Annotated in this window: 18 protein-coding genes and 1 pseudogene; 5 read left to right on the forward strand and 14 right to left on the reverse strand. The window is 69.0% G+C overall.

Going from position 1 to position 15,879, the window contains the following annotated elements:
- The first annotated feature begins 31 nt into the window (after positions 1 to 31).
- Positions 32 to 202, forward strand: a complete 171-nt coding sequence (locus ACFU6I_RS17675) for an ATP-binding protein (protein WP_384367288.1) — start codon at positions 32 to 34, stop codon at positions 200 to 202.
- On the opposite strand, the gene ACFU6I_RS17680 is transcribed toward ACFU6I_RS17675, so the two are convergent.
- Positions 199 to 711 carry a hypothetical protein gene (locus ACFU6I_RS17680; RefSeq protein ID WP_384367291.1) on the reverse strand — a complete coding sequence of 171 codons (513 nt, stop codon included), beginning with the start codon at positions 709 to 711 and terminating at the stop codon, positions 199 to 201. The two genes, ACFU6I_RS17675 and ACFU6I_RS17680, sit on opposite strands and share 4 nt — an antisense overlap.
- A gap of 14 nt (positions 712 to 725) precedes the next feature.
- Positions 726 to 1,040: a hypothetical protein gene (locus tag ACFU6I_RS17685; RefSeq protein WP_384367153.1), complete on the reverse strand. Its 315-nt coding sequence runs from the start codon at positions 1,038 to 1,040 to the stop codon at positions 726 to 728.
- 217 nt (positions 1,041 to 1,257) lie between these two features.
- Between ACFU6I_RS17685 and ACFU6I_RS17690 the strand changes: the two genes are divergently transcribed.
- The gene (locus tag ACFU6I_RS17690) at positions 1,258 to 1,515 is read left to right on the forward strand and encodes a hypothetical protein (protein WP_384367156.1); all 258 of its coding nucleotides are present in this window, start codon (positions 1,258 to 1,260) and stop codon (positions 1,513 to 1,515) included.
- Between the two features lie 2 nt (positions 1,516 to 1,517).
- Here the strand turns inward: ACFU6I_RS17690 and ACFU6I_RS17695 are convergent, their stop codons facing one another.
- From ACFU6I_RS17695 to ACFU6I_RS17705, 3 genes are all read right to left on the reverse strand, one after another.
- Positions 1,518 to 1,658, reverse strand: a complete 141-nt coding sequence (locus ACFU6I_RS17695; RefSeq protein WP_384367159.1) for a hypothetical protein — start codon at positions 1,656 to 1,658, stop codon at positions 1,518 to 1,520.
- 5 nt (positions 1,659 to 1,663) lie between these two features.
- Positions 1,664 to 2,176: a hypothetical protein gene (locus tag ACFU6I_RS17700; RefSeq protein ID WP_384367162.1), complete on the reverse strand. Its 513-nt coding sequence runs from the start codon at positions 2,174 to 2,176 to the stop codon at positions 1,664 to 1,666.
- Positions 2,177 to 2,511: 335 nt separating this feature from the next.
- Entirely contained in the window at positions 2,512 to 2,643 is a 132-nt protein-coding gene (locus tag ACFU6I_RS17705; protein WP_384367296.1) for a hypothetical protein, read from the reverse strand.
- On the opposite strand from ACFU6I_RS17705, the pseudogene tpg reads away from it, so the two are divergent.
- A pseudogene (tpg, locus tag ACFU6I_RS17710) lies at positions 2,603 to 2,857 on the forward strand (telomere-protecting terminal protein Tpg); the annotation flags it as partial. The gene ACFU6I_RS17705 and the pseudogene tpg sit on opposite strands and share 41 nt — an antisense overlap.
- Before the next feature lie 506 nt (positions 2,858 to 3,363).
- Here the strand turns inward: tpg and ACFU6I_RS17715 are convergent.
- The 9 genes from ACFU6I_RS17715 to ACFU6I_RS17755 are packed head-to-tail and all read right to left on the reverse strand — an operon-like array spanning position 3,364 to position 13,697.
- On the reverse strand, positions 3,364 to 6,216 hold the full coding sequence (locus ACFU6I_RS17715; protein ID WP_384367165.1) for an aconitate hydratase: 2,853 nt from the start codon (positions 6,214 to 6,216) through the stop codon (positions 3,364 to 3,366).
- Positions 6,213 to 6,536 carry a putative quinol monooxygenase gene (locus tag ACFU6I_RS17720; protein WP_384367168.1) on the reverse strand — a complete coding sequence of 108 codons (324 nt, stop codon included), beginning with the start codon at positions 6,534 to 6,536 and terminating at the stop codon, positions 6,213 to 6,215. The genes ACFU6I_RS17715 and ACFU6I_RS17720 overlap by 4 nt, the downstream gene beginning before the upstream one ends.
- The gene (locus ACFU6I_RS17725) at positions 6,536 to 7,600 is read right to left on the reverse strand and encodes an Ldh family oxidoreductase (protein ID WP_384367171.1); all 1,065 of its coding nucleotides are present in this window, start codon (positions 7,598 to 7,600) and stop codon (positions 6,536 to 6,538) included. The genes ACFU6I_RS17720 and ACFU6I_RS17725 overlap by 1 nt, the downstream gene beginning before the upstream one ends.
- Positions 7,597 to 7,749 (reverse strand): hypothetical protein, encoded by a 153-nt coding sequence (locus ACFU6I_RS17730; RefSeq protein ID WP_384367174.1) that lies wholly within the window; start codon positions 7,747 to 7,749, stop codon positions 7,597 to 7,599. Before ACFU6I_RS17730 ends, ACFU6I_RS17725 begins: the two co-directional genes overlap by 4 nt.
- Entirely contained in the window at positions 7,746 to 8,435 is a 690-nt protein-coding gene (locus tag ACFU6I_RS17735; RefSeq protein WP_384367177.1) for a hypothetical protein, read from the reverse strand. The genes ACFU6I_RS17730 and ACFU6I_RS17735 overlap by 4 nt, the downstream gene beginning before the upstream one ends.
- A gap of 26 nt (positions 8,436 to 8,461) precedes the next feature.
- Positions 8,462 to 9,553, reverse strand: a complete 1,092-nt coding sequence (locus ACFU6I_RS17740; protein WP_384367180.1) for an isocitrate/isopropylmalate dehydrogenase family protein — start codon at positions 9,551 to 9,553, stop codon at positions 8,462 to 8,464.
- Positions 9,554 to 9,604: 51 nt separating this feature from the next.
- Positions 9,605 to 10,735, reverse strand: a complete 1,131-nt coding sequence (locus ACFU6I_RS17745; RefSeq protein WP_384367183.1) for an ABC transporter ATP-binding protein — start codon at positions 10,733 to 10,735, stop codon at positions 9,605 to 9,607.
- Complete coding sequence (locus tag ACFU6I_RS17750) at positions 10,728 to 12,500, reverse strand: ABC transporter permease (protein WP_384367186.1); 1,773 nt, start codon at positions 12,498 to 12,500, stop codon at positions 10,728 to 10,730. Before ACFU6I_RS17750 ends, ACFU6I_RS17745 begins: the two co-directional genes overlap by 8 nt.
- Before the next feature lie 30 nt (positions 12,501 to 12,530).
- Positions 12,531 to 13,697, reverse strand: a complete 1,167-nt coding sequence (locus ACFU6I_RS17755) for an ABC transporter substrate-binding protein (protein WP_384367189.1) — start codon at positions 13,695 to 13,697, stop codon at positions 12,531 to 12,533.
- A gap of 286 nt (positions 13,698 to 13,983) precedes the next feature.
- Between ACFU6I_RS17755 and ACFU6I_RS17760 the strand changes: the two genes are divergently transcribed.
- Positions 13,984 to 14,679 (forward strand): GntR family transcriptional regulator, encoded by a 696-nt coding sequence (locus tag ACFU6I_RS17760; protein WP_384367191.1) that lies wholly within the window; start codon positions 13,984 to 13,986, stop codon positions 14,677 to 14,679.
- Between the two features lie 9 nt (positions 14,680 to 14,688).
- Positions 14,689 to 15,852 carry an MFS transporter gene (locus ACFU6I_RS17765; protein WP_384367194.1) on the forward strand — a complete coding sequence of 388 codons (1,164 nt, stop codon included), beginning with the start codon at positions 14,689 to 14,691 and terminating at the stop codon, positions 15,850 to 15,852.
- Positions 15,853 to 15,879: the final 27 nt, after the last annotated feature.

Genomic DNA, 15,879 nt, shown 5'->3' on the forward strand with positions numbered 1-15,879 from the left:
GTCACCTGACCAGCAGGGCTGATCTCTGATCATCACCAGCAACCGGGCGCCCAGCGACTGGTATCCGCTCTTTCCCCACCCCGTCGTCGCCGAGTCGCTGCTGGACCGGCTGATCAACACCAGCCACCAGGTCATCATGAGCGGCCCCAGCTACCGACCGAACAAGTGCCCCAAGGACCCGACCGGCAAGCCGAGCGCCTAAGGGCTGTCCACGTTCCACTCCCGCGGCAGGACCGCGTCGCAGAAGACGCAGACGAAGTCCTCCTCGCGCACGATGTTGAGCTGCTGACAGGCGGGGCAGCGTCGGAACACCACCTCGTGCGTGAAGCTGGACGGACGAACGATCCCGGCCTGGTCCAGGGCCTCGGCAACGGCCGACCACGAGTTGACGTCCGGGCAGTAGCCGGTCGACTGGTTGCTGATCTCGTCGACCGCCCACCGCCCGGACTCCTCACGGAAGCTGATCTCACCGGCGCTCAGGACCGCTTCTCCACCAGCACACACCACGTGCTCACTGCGACGCGGCGCGAGCCGCAGGACACCGTCCCCATCGACAACGAAGGTGAAGGGCTCGGCCAACTCTTCAACCGTCCGCGTCGAGGCCCACTCACCGAAGTCGGCCGGCCGGCGCACGCTCCGGCCCTGGCCTCCTGGTCGGACAAGCGTCTTCAAGTCGGCCGGTCCGACATAGCGATAATTCCACCGCCGCATGCTCACGCTTGCCCTCAACAGGTGAGCTGGTCGCGCCGCACCGTGAACTCGTCCCGCCCGTCCGTGGTCGTGACATCGTGGGGCGCGGTGGAGATCGTGACGAGCTCGTCACCCTCCTGGAGCCCGACTGATCCGCTTATCACGCAGGCGACACCGATCTCCAGCGGATAGGCCGAGTCCGGACCCAGGACGCCCTCGGCGTCGAAGACCGGAGCCTTGTCGACCAGCGACCACCGACGCCCTTCCGCATCCGTGAACTGGATCTCCACCATGCCCGGGAACGGCTCGTCATCCACCCACCGGGCCGCTTCAGCACGGAGCTTGACCACGAGCCTCCCCCTCGATCAAGGCCAACAACCAGATTTCAGTGTCCCGCACCGGCCTCAGCCAACCCCGTATCGGACAGCTTCTGGCCAGCCTAAGGGCTGTCCCGTAATCCCTGGTGGATCAGCGCGCGGCGTCAGATGCGGTGCATCGCAAGGCGGAGAAGCGTCCTCATACTGGATGTATTCGGGCGTTCCGACGACGCAGCGAGGTGCCGAACCGTTGTCCCTGGCCGACTTCACCCGGCGGGAGGCGACACACCTCCTCACCGACTACCACGGTGCCTGGACGGGCACCGGTAAATGGCTGCCCCGCCGGCTCTTGACCGCGGATCCGCTGCGCGGCAAAGCCTTGCTTGATGGCCACCGGGCTGTGGCCGACAAGGCTGACCCTGCATCGTTGGCTGCCGCAGTCGCGGATGTTCTTGATCTGTTCGGTGGCCCGCTGCGCGAAGGGTACGCCCACACTTGGCACGCCTGATGTCATGCCTGGGAGTCGCGCGGGGAGACCGGCCTACCCGACAGCACCGGGCCGCACGGGCGCATCTCCCAGTGCCCACAGAAGCATCGGTAGTAGATGCCGAACACCTGGGCGTACCAGTGGATGTGGGGTCGGCCGGTCACTGTATTCATCGGGTCGGGTCGGCGAGCTGGTCATAGAGATCCATGGGGGTCACGTAGCCCTCCCACCGCCCATCGTCAAAGAGTTGGATGCCAGCGTCCATGTACGCCCGGTCGCACAGCTGGGAGCAGATCATGTGCCCGGTCGACTCCACATAGGTGCGCAGTCCGGGCACCGGGAGGTGGAAGCGGTGCGCGGCGAGCGCCGCGTAGTCGAGGAAACTGTACGGGACGTCGCGGTACTTGAGGGCGCAGGAGACGATGGCCTCGCGCTGCGCCGACGTCAGCCCGGCCGGCGAAACGTACAGCACCTCGCGGTCGTCGTACTCGGACAGCGGGGCGACCTGGGCGCCGCCGGGCTCGGCCTCGATGAGCTGGTCGTCGGGCAGCACGATGAAGGCGTGCTCGTACGGGCCGAAGCCGTCGCCGTTGAGCCACTGCCCGATCTGGATGAGCCGGCCGACGGGGCCGGTGATGCTGGTCAGCCCGATATCGCCGGGCTGGGGTTCGGTGCAGATCACTTGGGCCTCCTAGACGGCCGTGAAGGTGAGCGGGAGGGTGATGAGGCCAGCGGCAGCGCGAGCTGGGCCCGGTCGGTGGGCCCGTACGCACGGCTGCAGGTGTCGCAGCGGATGAGCGTCTTGCGCGGGTGGTAGGTGAGCTTCCCGCCACACTTCGGCGCGGCGGGGTTGTCCTCGTTATGCCCGCAGATCGGCATCGGGCATCCCGGCTTGAGGTCTTCGCGCCGACGTGGGCATCACGACCAGCGGCCCCGCAAAACCCCTGAGGGCACTGCTCGCTGACGATCATCCACCTCGGAGTCCCCTCCCCGGTCGTTTGGGGTGTAGATCGGCGCTCAGCGGCCCGTACGGACGATCAGCGACAGGAGAATCTCCGTGGGCATCATCGGCGACAGCCTCGACAAGGCCGCGACCGCGACCCGCCCGATACCGAAGTCGGCCAGAGCCCAGATACGGTTCCTCGTCAAGCACGAGAAGGGCTCCACCTGGACCGTCGCGCAGCGCCTGGGCATCTCCCAGCGCACTGTGGAGCGTTATCTCAAGGACCAGATCAAAACCCCGCGCCCCGACCTCGCGGCGAAGCTCGTGGCCGAGGTGCGCAAGGACTGGCAGCCGCGGGTGCGCGAGCGGGCGAAGCGCCAGGCCGCGACGTCGACCGGCATCGTCATCGAGACCCGGGCCCATCCGGTGGGCATCATCGGCGAGAAGGGATTCATCCGTTCCGTCGTTCCGTTCCGGTCGCAGCACTGGATGTCAGGAATCAGTGAGAGTCCGGCGGCGGGATCAGGAGCGGCCGATGCCCGCGGCGGAAGCGCAGCATCTGATGCAGGTCGCGCACCAGACTCAGCTCGAGGTCAGCACGCCCCAGCTTCCGATGCCCGCCTGCACGCTGCACCAGGCCCTGGACGGCCGGCTGCCCACCCGACGCTCCGTGATCGCCTTCGCCCGGGGCGCCGGCGCCGACGAGCAGAGAGCCGAGCAGCTGTGGCAGGCCGCCGCAGCCGCCGTCCACCGGCCGCCCGCCAGGCCCCGCGTCCGGTACACGCCGGGCCGGATCACCACCCGGGCCGGACTCGTCCACGCCATGCGGTGGTCGTGGGCAGCCGACGGCAGCCCGTCCCTGCGTGCCCCGGTCGCCGCACCCGAGGCCGCAGGCCGGCAGGGCGCAGGCCGGCAGGGCGCAGGATTCAGGAAGTTGACGTTATGGCCGGCTCACCGTGTGCGTCCTGTTCCTGAGCCCCACGAAGCAGCTTGCGGACGACGTAGCGGGTGATTCCGCCGTGACGGTAGTACTCCACCTCACGTGGCGTATCGAGCCGGACATGCATCTCGAACTGGAGGTCACCGGCGTGCACGCTGACCGTACCGGGAGTGCCTCCGCCGTTGAGCTGGTCGAGTCCGGTGATCGAGATCGTCTCGTTTCCGGTGAGGCCCAGCGAGTCGGCGCTCTGGCCGTCGAGGAACTGCAGGGGCAGCACTCCCATTCCGATGAGGTTGGAGCGATGGATCCGTTCGAAGGACTCGGCCAGTACGGCTCTGATCCCCAGCAGTGCCGGTCCTTTGGCGGCCCAGTCGCGCGAGGACCCGGTGCCGTACTCCCTGCCTGCCACGACCACCAGTGGTACACCGGCCTCCTGGTATCCAAGCGCGGCGTCGTAGACGCTTGTGACCTTGTCGGTCAGGAAGTTGCGGGTGAAGCCGCCCTCCGTGCCCGGGACGAGCTGGTTGCGCAGGCGCACATTGGCGAAGGTCCCCCGGATCATCACCTCGTGGTTGCCACGGCGCGAGGCGTAGGTGTTGAGCTGGAAGCGCTCCACGCCGCGCTCGGTGAGGTACCGGCCGGCGGGCGTGCGTGGTGGGATGGCTCCCGCGGGCGAGACGTGGTCGGTGGTGACCGAGTCGCCCAGCTTGACCAGGACACGGGCTCCGCGGATGTCCGGCACCGGATCCGGGTCCAACGGCATCCCGTCCAGGTAGGGCGGCCGGCGCAGGTACGTGGAGGCCTCGTCCCAGGAGAAGGTCTCTGCGTCCGACGCGGCCAGCTCCTGCCATCGTGCGTCGCCGGCGAACACGTCCGCGTAGGCACGCTCGAACATGGCCGCGTCCACAGTGGACTCGATGGTCGCCTGCACCTCACGTCCCGAGGGCCACAGGTCGCGCAGGAAGACCGGCCGTCCGTCCGTGTCCACTCCGAGGGGGTCCCGGACGAGGTCCACGTCCATCGTCCCGGCGAGGGCGTACGCGACGACCAGGGGAGGCGACGCCAAGTAGTTCATCCGGACGTCGGGGTTGATCCGGCCGTCGAAGTTGCGGTTCCCGGAGAGCACCGACACGACCGCCAGACCGTGGTCACGGACGGCGTCGCTCACGGCCGGGATGAGCGGGCCCGAGGCACCGATGCAGGTCATGCATCCGTAGCCGGTGAGGTGGAACCCCAGCTTCTCGAGGTAGGAGCTCAGGCCCGCGTCGTTCAGGTAGTCAGTGACGACCTGTGAGCCGGGCGAGAGGCTCGTCTTCACCCAGGGCTTGCTCCGCAGCCCCCGCTGGACCGCGTTCTTCGCGAGCAGTCCCGCCGCGACCATGACGGTCGGGTTCGAGGTGTTGGTGCACGAGGTGATGGCGGCGATCGCGACAGCGCCGTGGTCGAGGGTGAAGGGGCCCCGGCCCGGGTTGTTCCTGTCGAGTTCGATGGCGACCTTGCGATGCGGACGGTCCGGGACACCTCCGGGCAGCCCTCCGCGCGGCAGGTCGGGATCGTCCGCGTCGATCGCCGGAGGGTCGCTGGAAGGGAAGGACTCGGCCGACGCCTCATCCGCCTTCGTACGGATGCCGTCGTCCCCGACCTGCAGAATGTCCGGGAGCGCGGTGCGGAAGTCGCGCTGTGCGGCCGTGAGCAGCACACGGTCCTGGGGGCGTCTCGGGCCGGCCAGTGATGGTACGACGCTGCCCAGGTCGAGCTCGACGAACTCGGAGTAGGCGGGAGTGTGGTCGGGGTCGAGCCACAGCCCCTGCCGCTTGGCATACGCCTCCACCAGCTCGACCACCGTGTTCGGCCGCCCCGTGAAGCGCAGGTAGCGCACCGTCTCCGCGTCGATCGGGAAGAAGGCGCAGGTGGAGCCGAACTCCGGGCTCATGTTCGCGATCGTCAGCCGGTCGGGCAGCGCCGTAGCGGCCACGCCCGGGCCGTAGAACTCGACGAACTTGCCCACGACGCCGTATGCGCGCAGCTTCTCCGTGATGGTCAGGACCAGGTCAGTGGCGGTGGCGCCCTCCGGCAGCTCGCCGAAGAGGCGGAAGCCGACTACGCGGGGCAGCAGCATGGACAGGGACTCGCCCAGCATCACTGCCTCGGCCTCAATGCCTCCGATCCCCCAGCCGAGCACGCCCAGCCCGTTGACCATGGTGGTGTGGGAGTCGGTGCCCAGGCAGATATCGGGGAAGGCCCAGCCCTCCTCGGCGGTCACCACACGTGCCAGGTACTCCACGTTGACCTGGTGCATGATCCCGGTCCCGGGCGGCACGACCTCGAAGTCCCGGAGCGTTTGCTGCCCCCACTGCAGGAACCGGTACCGCTCGGTGTTCCGGCTGTACTCGATGTCGACGTTGCGGGCGAATGCGTCCGGGGTGCCGAAGACATCGGCGATCACGGAGTGGTCGACGACCAGCTCGGCCGGGATGAGCGGGTTGATCAGGGCGGGGTCCGCCCCCAGCCCGGCGGCGGCATCCCGCATTGCCGCGAGGTCCGCGAGCGTGGGGACGCCGTTGGTGTCGTGCAGGAACACCCGGGACGGGCTGAGGTCGACCGAGCGCGCGTGGTCCGGGCCCGCGTCCCAGTCGAGCAGGGCGCGCACCTGGTCGGTGCTCACGCGGTGGCCGTCCTCGTGGCGCAGCAGGTTCTCCAGCACGATGCGCAGGCTGTACGGCAGGGCCTGGGTGTCGAGGCGGCTGAGGTCGTGGATCCGGTACGCGGCGTTCCCGACATGCAGGACGGACTCGGTGCCGAAGGTGTTCAGCGCGGTGATCTGGCTAGGTCGGCTCATCGGTGGCTTTCGGGTATGTCGTCGGGGAAGATCGGGGTGGCGAAGGTGTTCACGTGCCCTCCTGGCTCGACGCACCGCTCGGTCACGGCCCGCCAGGCGGCGTAGTGCGGGGCCTGCCGGTGCGCCGTGAGGAAGGATTCCTCGTCGGCGTAGATCTCGTAGAGGTGGAAGACATTGGGCCGCTCGGTGTTGCGGTGCACGTCGAAGCGCAGGCAGCCGGGCTCGTCGTGCAGGCTCGCCCGGGAGTTGGCGCGGATGCCGTCCAGGAAGTCCTCGACCCGGTCGGGCTTGACGGTGAGGGTGACCATGACGGTGAACATCACGCCGTCCCGGCCAGGACGGTGTCCTTGAACGGCACCCCGCACGACGCCCCCAGGTCGCTCAGCTCGGCGACCGTCCTTTCCGGCAGCCGTACGCCGTCCGCCCTGCCTCCGCGTTCGGCGCGGGCTTCGGGCTCGCCCGGATAGAGGATCTCGGCGACACCGGGGGCCTTCGGCACGACCTTCGTCCGGCTGATGAGGTCGTCGATACGGGCCGCGAAGTCCTGCTCGGGCAGGAAGGCGCCGATGCGCAGTGCCAGGATCAGGTGGCCGCATCGGCTCAGCTGGTCGGGGACGTAGGGGCCGGCGACGTCGGTGGCGTAACCGCTGCCGGTGAGCACACCGGACAGGACGTCCATGACGAACGAGATGCCGTAGCCCTTGTGCCCTGCCATCGGGGCCAGGAGCCCGTGCACGGCGACGTTCGGGTCGGTGGTCGGCGTCCCGTGCTCGTCGATGACCCAGGTGTCGGGGATCGTTTCGCCGCGCTGGGCGGCGGCGTAGATCTTGCCCCGGGCGACGGACGTGTTGGCGATGTCGAGGACGACGGGCGGGTGCGAGCCGCCGGGAGTGGCTACCGACCAGGGGTTTGCGCCGACGGTCTTACGTGTCCCGCCCCAAGGCGCCATCGCCGGGCTGCCGTTGGTGGTGAGGATCCCGACACAGCCGCGGTCGGCCATGCGGCGTGTCCAGTACGCCGCCGTGCCGAAGTGGTTGCTGTTGCGTACCGCGACCACGCCCACGCCGTGGGTCTGGGCCCGGTCGACCGCGCTGCACGTCGCGAGGTCGGCGATCACCTGCCCGATGCCGTCCCGTCCGTCGAGCACGGCGACGGCGCCGAGGTCCGCCACCGGCTCGGGCCGCGTCTGCGGCCGCATGACCCCGGAGCGGAGCCGGGCGACGTACCACGGGAGGCGCAGCATGCCGTGCGACGGGTGACCCCAGAGGTCGGCCGTCACCAGGCTGTCGGCGACCAGCCGGGAGTCGTCTGCCGGAACGCCCAGCGAGGCCAGGACCTGGGAACCGAACCGGATGAGGCGCTGGGGATCCACGAGGGTGGTCATGCCGGAAACCTCCGGTTGAGTTCGTTCACCTGTGCCGAGGTGAGAGGGCGGGCATCGAGGCGACGCAGCAGCAGGAACAGCCGTGCGGTCTCATCGAGTTCTTCGGTGGCGCCGGTGAAGTCGTCGGCGATGCAACCGAGGGTGATCACGGGCGGCCCCCGCGCTCCGGCGTACCGTCCAGGAGCCCTGCCATGGTCGAGGCCGCCAGGTGCGGGCCGGTCACGACCGTGGCCGCGACGGCTGCCGCGACTGCGGAGGCGACTGGAGCGAGCGAGTACTGGGCGAACGCGATGACGTCGACGGAGGCATCGAGGCTCCGCGCGGCCTCGGTCATCACGGCACGCAGCGTCTCGAGGTCCTGCGTCGATGCGGCGGCCGCGGCGCCTGCCACCACCACCGACCCGACCGGGCAGGACCGGCCGGCTTCTTCCAGCGCCTTGCCGAGCCGCGCCCGGCTGTCCTCGGCCGCCGGGGCCAGGGAGGCCAGGACGCGGACGTGGCGCGGCGCCAGGGCCACGACCTCGTCGAACATCGCCTGGTCGGAGCTGATGACCGGCACGTCCGCCGCCACTTGGGCGGCGACCGGCCCGTACATCGAGCAGCACAGCTGAACCGCGTCCGCGCCGGCGTCGAGGGCGTAGCGGATGAGTGTGCGCATGCGCAGCGCCAGCTCGGGCGTGCGGCATCCGGCGCGGTCGGCGTCCTTGACGAGCCGGTCGTCGAGCAGGTGCCACACATCGGCTGCCGGGAAGTCGTCCGCGTAGGCCTCGTTGACCGGACGTATCGTCGCCGGGGTGGCGTGGACGGCCGCCACGAGGGGTCGGGTGCTCTCCATCGCGTCCTTTCCTGGATGCCCGCGGGTCAGCGGGAGGAGCCGATGGCTGCCACGACGGCCTCGGTGAACTCGCTGCAGCCGGCCGACCCGCCCAGGTCCCGGGTGGACACGCCGCTGCGGACCGTGCGGGCGATGCCGTCCTCGATGCGGTGGGCGGCGTCGGTGAGGCGGGGGTCGTCGTGGCGGGCTCCCAGCCACTCCAGCAGCATGGCGCTGGAGAGGTTCATCGCGATCGGGTTGGCCCTGTCCTGGCCCGCGATGTCGGGGGCCGAGCCGTGGGCGGCCTGGGCCATGGCGTGCGTGTCGGACGAGTTGACGGAGGGCGCGATGCCCAGCGAGCCCGCGATCTCCCCGGCGAGGTCGGAGAGGATGTCGCCGAACATGTTCTCCGTGACGATGACGTCGAACTCGTGGGCCCGGCGCACCAGATGCACGGTCATGGCGTCGACGTGGAAGTCGTCCACCTCGACCTCGGGGTATTGCCGGCCCACCTCGCGGCAGACATCGCGGAAGAGTCCCGTGGTCATCTTGAGCACGTTGGCCTTGTGCACGATCGTCACCTTCCGGCGGCGGCGCTGGGCGAGCCGGAACGCCGAGTGCGCGATCTTCTCCGTCGCGGCCCGGGTGATGATGCCGTGCATGATCGCGACATCGGGTGTGGGCATCATCTCGTCGGTGCCGCGGAAGGTGTTGCGGTCGGCGTAGAAGCCCTCGGTGTTCTCCCGGGCAATGACGAGGTCGGTGCCCGGCACAAGGGCGTTACCGCCTTCGAAGGCCTTGGCGGGCCGGATGTTCGCGTACAGACCGAAGTGCTTCCTGATGGTGCCGCTCGGGTTCAGCCGGCTGCGGTGGGGCTCGGGGTAGGCCGCGCTGTCGTGCGGGCCCAGCAACCAGCCGTCGAGGTCCTCCAGTGCCTTCAGCGTGCTCGCGGGCGTGTGCTCGCCGTACTCCGTGAGGGCGGCGAAGCCGAGCGGCAGTTCGTGCCACTCGATCGCCTCACCCCCTGCAGCTGCGACGGCGGCGTCGACGACGGCGACCGACGACGGGACGATCTCCGGGCCGATGCCGTCCCCGTGGAGGACGCCCAGGCGGCAGGTGCGGGAGCCAGGGGTGGTCACAGTCGTTGCCTTTCGGGTTCAGGTGCGGGACGAGCAGGCGGCGAGTGCAGGTCATGGGGTGACCGTCAGGAGGTCCTGCTCCTCCTGGCTGAGCTCGACCTTCTCGGTGTAGAAGAGGGCGGCCTCCGGCTGGAAGACCAGCTGGACCTGGCCGGCGAGACCGGGCCGGTTGCTCTCGACCTGGACGACCTGGCTGCCGAGCCTGACGTCGTACTCGTAGCGTGAGCCGACGTATGAGGAGGTGAGCACCTCGGTGGTGAGACGGTTGGCGCCGGATACGTCCGCGTCTGCGGCGACGACTTCGAGGTTCTCCGGCCGGACGGCCACCGTGACGGCCTGTCCACGTGCGGCCGTGAGGCCCGGGGTCGCGACCTGGACGATCTCGTCGTTGCAGTCGAGGCGAATGTGGTGGCGGTCGCCCGCGGATCCCTCGACCTTTCCCTGGAGGAAGTTGCAGCGGCCGACGAAGGCTGCGACCTCTGCGGTGGCGGGGCGTTCGTAGATGGTGTGCGGGTCGGCGATCTGGAGCATGTGGCCGCCGGACATGACCGCGATGCGGTCGCTGAGGGCCAGCGCCTCGTCCTGGTCGTGGGTGACGTAGACGGTGGTGATCCCGAGCTCTTCCTGGAGGCGCTTGAGCCAGGCGCGGGCCTGCTCCCTGAGTTTCGCGTCGAGGTTGGACAACGGCTCGTCCAGCAGCAGCACCGTGGGCGAGTAGACCAGGGCCCGGGCGAGCGCGACCCGCTGCTGCTGACCGCCGGAGAGCTGGTGGGGGTAGCGGCCGGAGAGGTCGGCGAGACCGACCTTGTCCAGCGCCTCGTGGATGAGGGCCCGCTGATCGCTCTTGGACGCCTTGCGGATGGTGAGCGGCATCGCGACGTTCTTGGCGATGGTCATGTGCGGCCACAGGGCGTACGACTGGAAGACCATGCCGAGGTTGCGCTCCTCGGGCGGGAGGAAGACCTTCTTCTCCGCGTCCACGAACGTGGTGCCGCCGACCACGATGGAGCCGCCGGTGGGCTGCTCCAGCCCCGCGATGCAGTTCAGCGTCGTGGACTTGCCGCAGCCGCTGGGGCCCAGGAGAGTGAAGAACTCGCCGTTCTTGATGGTGAAGCTGTTGTCGTGCAGGACGGTGTTGTCGCCGAAGGCCTTCTTCAGGTGCGTGACGGTGAGTTCAGGCATGGTGCTTCCCTCTCATGAGCAGGCCTGCGAGCGCGACGAACGTCGCGGTGATGGCGATCTGGATGGAGGCCAGGGCTGCGACGGAGCCGGTGCGCCCCTGCGCCCAGAGGCCGAGCATCGTCGTGCCCAGGACGTTGTTGTCGGCCGAGCTGAGGAAGACCGCCGGCGCGTACTCCTTCAGCATGATCACGAAGGTCAGGATCACGGCGCCCATGAAGGCGGGCGTGACGAGCGTGCGCAGGACCCGGAAGAACGTCATGACCCAGTCGGCGCCGACGACGCGGGCGGCGTTGTCGAGCTCGGTCCCGATCTGCATCGTCGCGGGGGCGACCGAGCCGAAGGCACTGGGCACGGCGCGCAGCCCGAAGGCGATGATCACTGCGGTCAGTGTGCCCGGCAGCAGGCTCGCGAGCCCGAACGGGGCGTAGGAGAAGGCCCAGAAGAAGCCGATGCCGACGATGATGCCCGGAATGGACTGCGGGATCAGGGCGAGGTATTCGATGGCGCGGGCGTGTCGGAAGGTGGACCGCCGGGACACCATGACCGCGAACATGGCGAGGACGCTCACCGCCACGGCCCCGAAACCCGCGACGATGACGCTGTTCCAGATCGACTGCACATAGGAGTCGTAGGCGGTGATCGTCTGGTAGTTCTTCGTGGTGAGGAAGTCGAACGGGTTGCGCAGCGGGGTGAAGATCAGGGTGAAGGAGCGGAAGACGAGGCCCAGGATCGGGATCAGCGCACCGAAGACGACGTAGCAGACGATCGCCGCGACACTGATCCACTTCAGCCGGCCCAGGTCGAGGGGGCGCGGGCGCGTCGCCTTGCCTCGGACCGACACGAACCGGGCGGCGTTCTTCAGGAGTTTCGCCTGGACGGCGACCAGGCCGGCGGTGACGCAGAGGATGATCACGGATGCAGCGCCGAGAACCGCATAGTCGGGATTCACGGACTGCAGGCCGTTGCGGTACAGGAACGTCGAGAACACGTCGATGTGGACCGGCTGGCCGTAGAGCAGGGGCACGCTCAGGGTCTCGATGGACATGGAGAAGACGAGGATGGAGCTGTAGACCATCGGCGGCCTGAGCATCGGGATGATGACCTGCACGATGATGCGCAGCGGGCCCGCTCCGCAGACCTGCGCCGCCGACTCCAGTGACGCGTCGGACTGGCGCAGCGCGTTGGCGCAGAACACGTAGGCGACGGGAGCCAGCGCGACCGCCTCGGTCACCGCCATGCCGGGGATGGAGTACAGGTTCCAGGGCACTCCCCCGAATGCCTCACGGACCTGGGTGCTCACGAAGCCCGCCGGGCCGTACATGATGATCCAGCCGAAGCCGAGGATGAGCGAGGAGATGAAGAAGGGCCACTGCATCGCCAGCGCGATGAGGCGTCCGCCAGGCAGCTTGGTCCGTACGACCACCACGGCCATCGGGATCGCAATCACCAGCGAGAGGAAGGTCGTCAACGAGGCGAAGAGCAGGGTGTTCCAGACGACGCGGCCGAAGCCGGCATCGGTGAACAGGTGCTTGTAGCCGTCCAGTGTGAACACTCCGCCCGACTCGTAGAGCGGGACCGAGCGGATCGACTGGATCAGGGTCGGAACAATCGGAGCCAGCACGAACAGCGCCAGCACGGCCAACACGGCATAGTGAACCGCCGTGTCCCGCCCGATCCCCATCGGTCTGCGATAGCGCGGTGGCCTGAGCCCGGGCCGTGTCTCCTGCTGGCCCGACGGTTCCAGGGGCCTGGTCAAGGTGGTCATGTCCGCCGACTCCGATCGTCCGAGAGGTTCCTACTTGCCGACGAGGTCGTCGAAGCGCTTCAGCCACGCATCGGACTCGTTCTTCGAGACCTCGGTGTACGGGACCTGGATGACCTTGTCCTTGCCGACCTTGTCCACCAGTTCCTGGTAGGTGTGCAGGCCCGGGCCTGAGACACCGGCCCGGTACGACGACAACCCGCCCTCGGCGACGGCCCGTTGGCCCTCGGCGGACAGCAGGAAGTCGATGAAGAGCTTCGCCGTCGCCGGGTGGGGCGCGTCCGCAGCCAGGCCGATGCCGCGCGGCAGGACGACCGTGCCCTCCTCGGGGTAGACCACGTCGACCAGGCCGTCGCTGTCCCCCACGACGGGGTAGGCGGGGCCGCCGCTGATGAGGAAACCGGCCATGTACTCACCGGACAAGATCTTCTCCATCTGGGTGCCCGAAGACGTCTCCGGACGGGTCTTGGGCAGCAGCTTCTTGAAGTCGTCCCAGGCGGTCGGAAGAGCCTTGGTGTACGCGTGGGTGACCGTGAACCCGAACGAGCTCTCGGGGTCGCGGACCGTGATCTTGTTGTTGAACTTCCCCGGGTCAGCGGCGACCTTCTCGGCCAGGTCGTGGAGGCCCTTCGGCTTGTCCATGAGCGAGGTGTTGTACGCGAGCAGCTGCGGGTCCATCGCCATCGCGTAGACGTCGGGGAGCAGCTTCGCGTAGTCCGGGAGCTTCGACAGCTCCGGCGACTGGTACGACGCCAGCATCTTGGGGCGGGCCGCGAAGGTTGCCCACGCACTGGCCGCGTTGGACACCACCAGGTCGACCGGCGAGGAGCCGGTGGCCTGCTCGCTGAGGACCTTCTGGAACACCTCGTCGCTGTCCAGGTCGTTCGCGGAGATCTTGGTGACGAAGCCGTACTTCTTCTTGAAGTCGCGGAAGACCGGCGCCCAGTTCTCCTCCGAGGTGTTGGAGTAGATCGTCAGCGTGCCGCCCTCGTGCTCGGCCTGCGAGACCAGGTCGGAGTAGCCGGCCGGGTAGTAGGCCGGCACCTTGCCGGCCGCGATCGGGTTCGCCTTCGGCTGCTCGGCCTCGGTGCCGCCCCCGCCTCCGCAGGCGGCCAGGGCGCCGAGAACGACGACGCCGGCGACCGGCAGGCACAGCTGCCTCCGGCGGTGGGTCCCGGGACGGGACTGAATGGACTTCATCGACCACTCCTCAGACGACTGCTGCGGCGATTACCGGCCATCACGTTGTAGGTTATAACCTATGACAGTCAAGGGGCCGGGAGTGATCAATTGCTCGCCCCGGGCGCTCCGCACCGCCGGAAAAGGCTGCGAATCAAGCCCATGAGCTGCAAGCATTGGCAGCATGTGGCACGCTCGACCGGGCGGAGGCCGCGCGAAGAAAGTTCTGAACAGATGGCCTGATCTTCGAGACAGCACCCCACAGGACGCGATAGGTTATAGCGAGTTCACGAGGAGGAGACGGCCCATGTCCGAACCCGCCATGGTGTACGCGACGAAGAGCGACTTCGCCTACACCCGCATCCGCGAAGGCATCCTTTCCGGCGAGTTCGAGCCGGGAACCGTCCTTCAGCAGGCCACGCTGGCGCGCACCATCGGCATCAGCACCACTCCCCTGCGTGAGGCGCTGCGCCGGCTGAAGTCCGAGGGCCTGGTCGAGCTCGACGCGCATCGCGACGCCCGGGTCGCCCCCCTCACCGCCGAGGAGGCCCGCGACCTGCTGGAGATCCGGCTCTCACTCGACCCGCTGGCGGCGGCGCTCGCCGCGCAGCGCCGGACGAAGGACGACATCCGCCGCATCCGCGAACTGGTCAAGGATGTGAAGCCACTGCTGAGCAACCCCACGACGCGTGATCTGGGCGCGCACCGGGCCTTTCACCAGGCGGTCATCGAGGCGTCCCACAACGACCTCCTCATCGCGACGCTCGGAGGCCTGTGGGACAAGGCGGACCGGTACCGGCGCCTCGGCCTGGAGGCCGTCCGCACCCAGGAGGAGCGGGACCAGAAGGACCACGAGCACCACGAGTTGGTAGACGCCGTGGTCCGAGGTGACAGTGACGGCGCCGCCGAGGTGATGCGCCAGCACATCCACACCTCGCTCGGGGCCCGGGCCGCCACGCATCTCGGCGTGGAGCCCGGTCATCCGCTCAAGCGGCTCCCCTGACGCCGGCCGATGGACATACGGCCGTCGGCACCGAAACTCCTGGCACCGCTGTACGCGCACACCCTCCTGGTCCAGACGATCACCTTCGTCCTCAGGCCGACGGCGGTCTACCGAGCCATCGAGCTGCACGTGCCCGCCTCGTGGCTCGGCGCGCTCGGCGCGAGTTTCGCGCTCGTGCCACTCGTGCTCGCGGTTCCCGCCGGCCAGGTCGCCGACCGTTTCGGCGAGCGCACCGTCATGATGCTCGGAGCGGTCATGACGCTCCTGTCGGCCCTGACCTTCGTCTTCGCCGCACACGAGGTGTGGGGCATCGTCGCGGGCAGTGTCCTGCTCGGCACCGGCCACCTGGGCTCCGTCGTGGGGCAGCAGGCCCTGGTAGCCAATCGGACGCCCCGCTCCCGGTACGACATGGCGTTCGGGCACTACACCTTCGTCGCCTCGGCCGGGCAGGCGATCGGCCCCATGCTCATCGTCTTCTTCGGCGGCTCCCGAACCCTCCCTGACAGCAGCGCCATCTTCACCGGAACCCTCGCCCTGGCCGGGGCCCTGCTCGTCGTCTCGCTTCCATTGCCCGCCGGCCGCGGACAGGCCGCGCCGTCCGAGCGCCATGCGGGATCGGTGCGCACCCTACTGCGCCGCCGGGGCCTCGTACGCGCCCTGACGGTCAGTTGCGTGGTGCTCGCGGCGGTCGACATCAGCCTCGTCTACCTGCCGGTTCTGGGCGCCGAACGCGACATCGCAGCAGGCACCATCGGCGCGCTGCTGGCGGTGCGGGCCGCGGCGTCGATGGGCTCGCGGCTGTTCCTCGGCCGTCTCGTACGGCGGCTCGGCCGCGGCCGGCTCCTGACCGGCAGCATCGCCCTGGCAGCCGCCGGCACGGGGTTCGTCGCGCTGCCGCTTCCGGTGTGGCTGCTCGTCCCGGTCGTCATCGCCATGGGCCTGGGTCTCGGTACGGGCCAGCCGCTGACCATGTCGTGGCTCGCCGAGGAGACGCCTCCGGGACTGCGGGGACGCGCGATGTCGCTGCGCCTCACGGGGAACCGGCTCGGCCAGAGCGTGGTCCCGTCCGCCGCCGGCGCTCTGGCCGTCAGCACCGGAGCGCCGGGCGTACTCGCCGCCACGGCCGGCGCGCTCGTCGCCGCGGGACTGGCATCGCGCGGCATCACCCACTGACCACAGTCCTCAAACCGCAAGCGGCGA

The sequence above is a fragment of the Streptomyces sp. NPDC057486 genome (assembly GCF_042802415.1).
Lineage (GTDB): Bacteria > Actinomycetota > Actinomycetes > Streptomycetales > Streptomycetaceae > Streptomyces > Streptomyces yanii.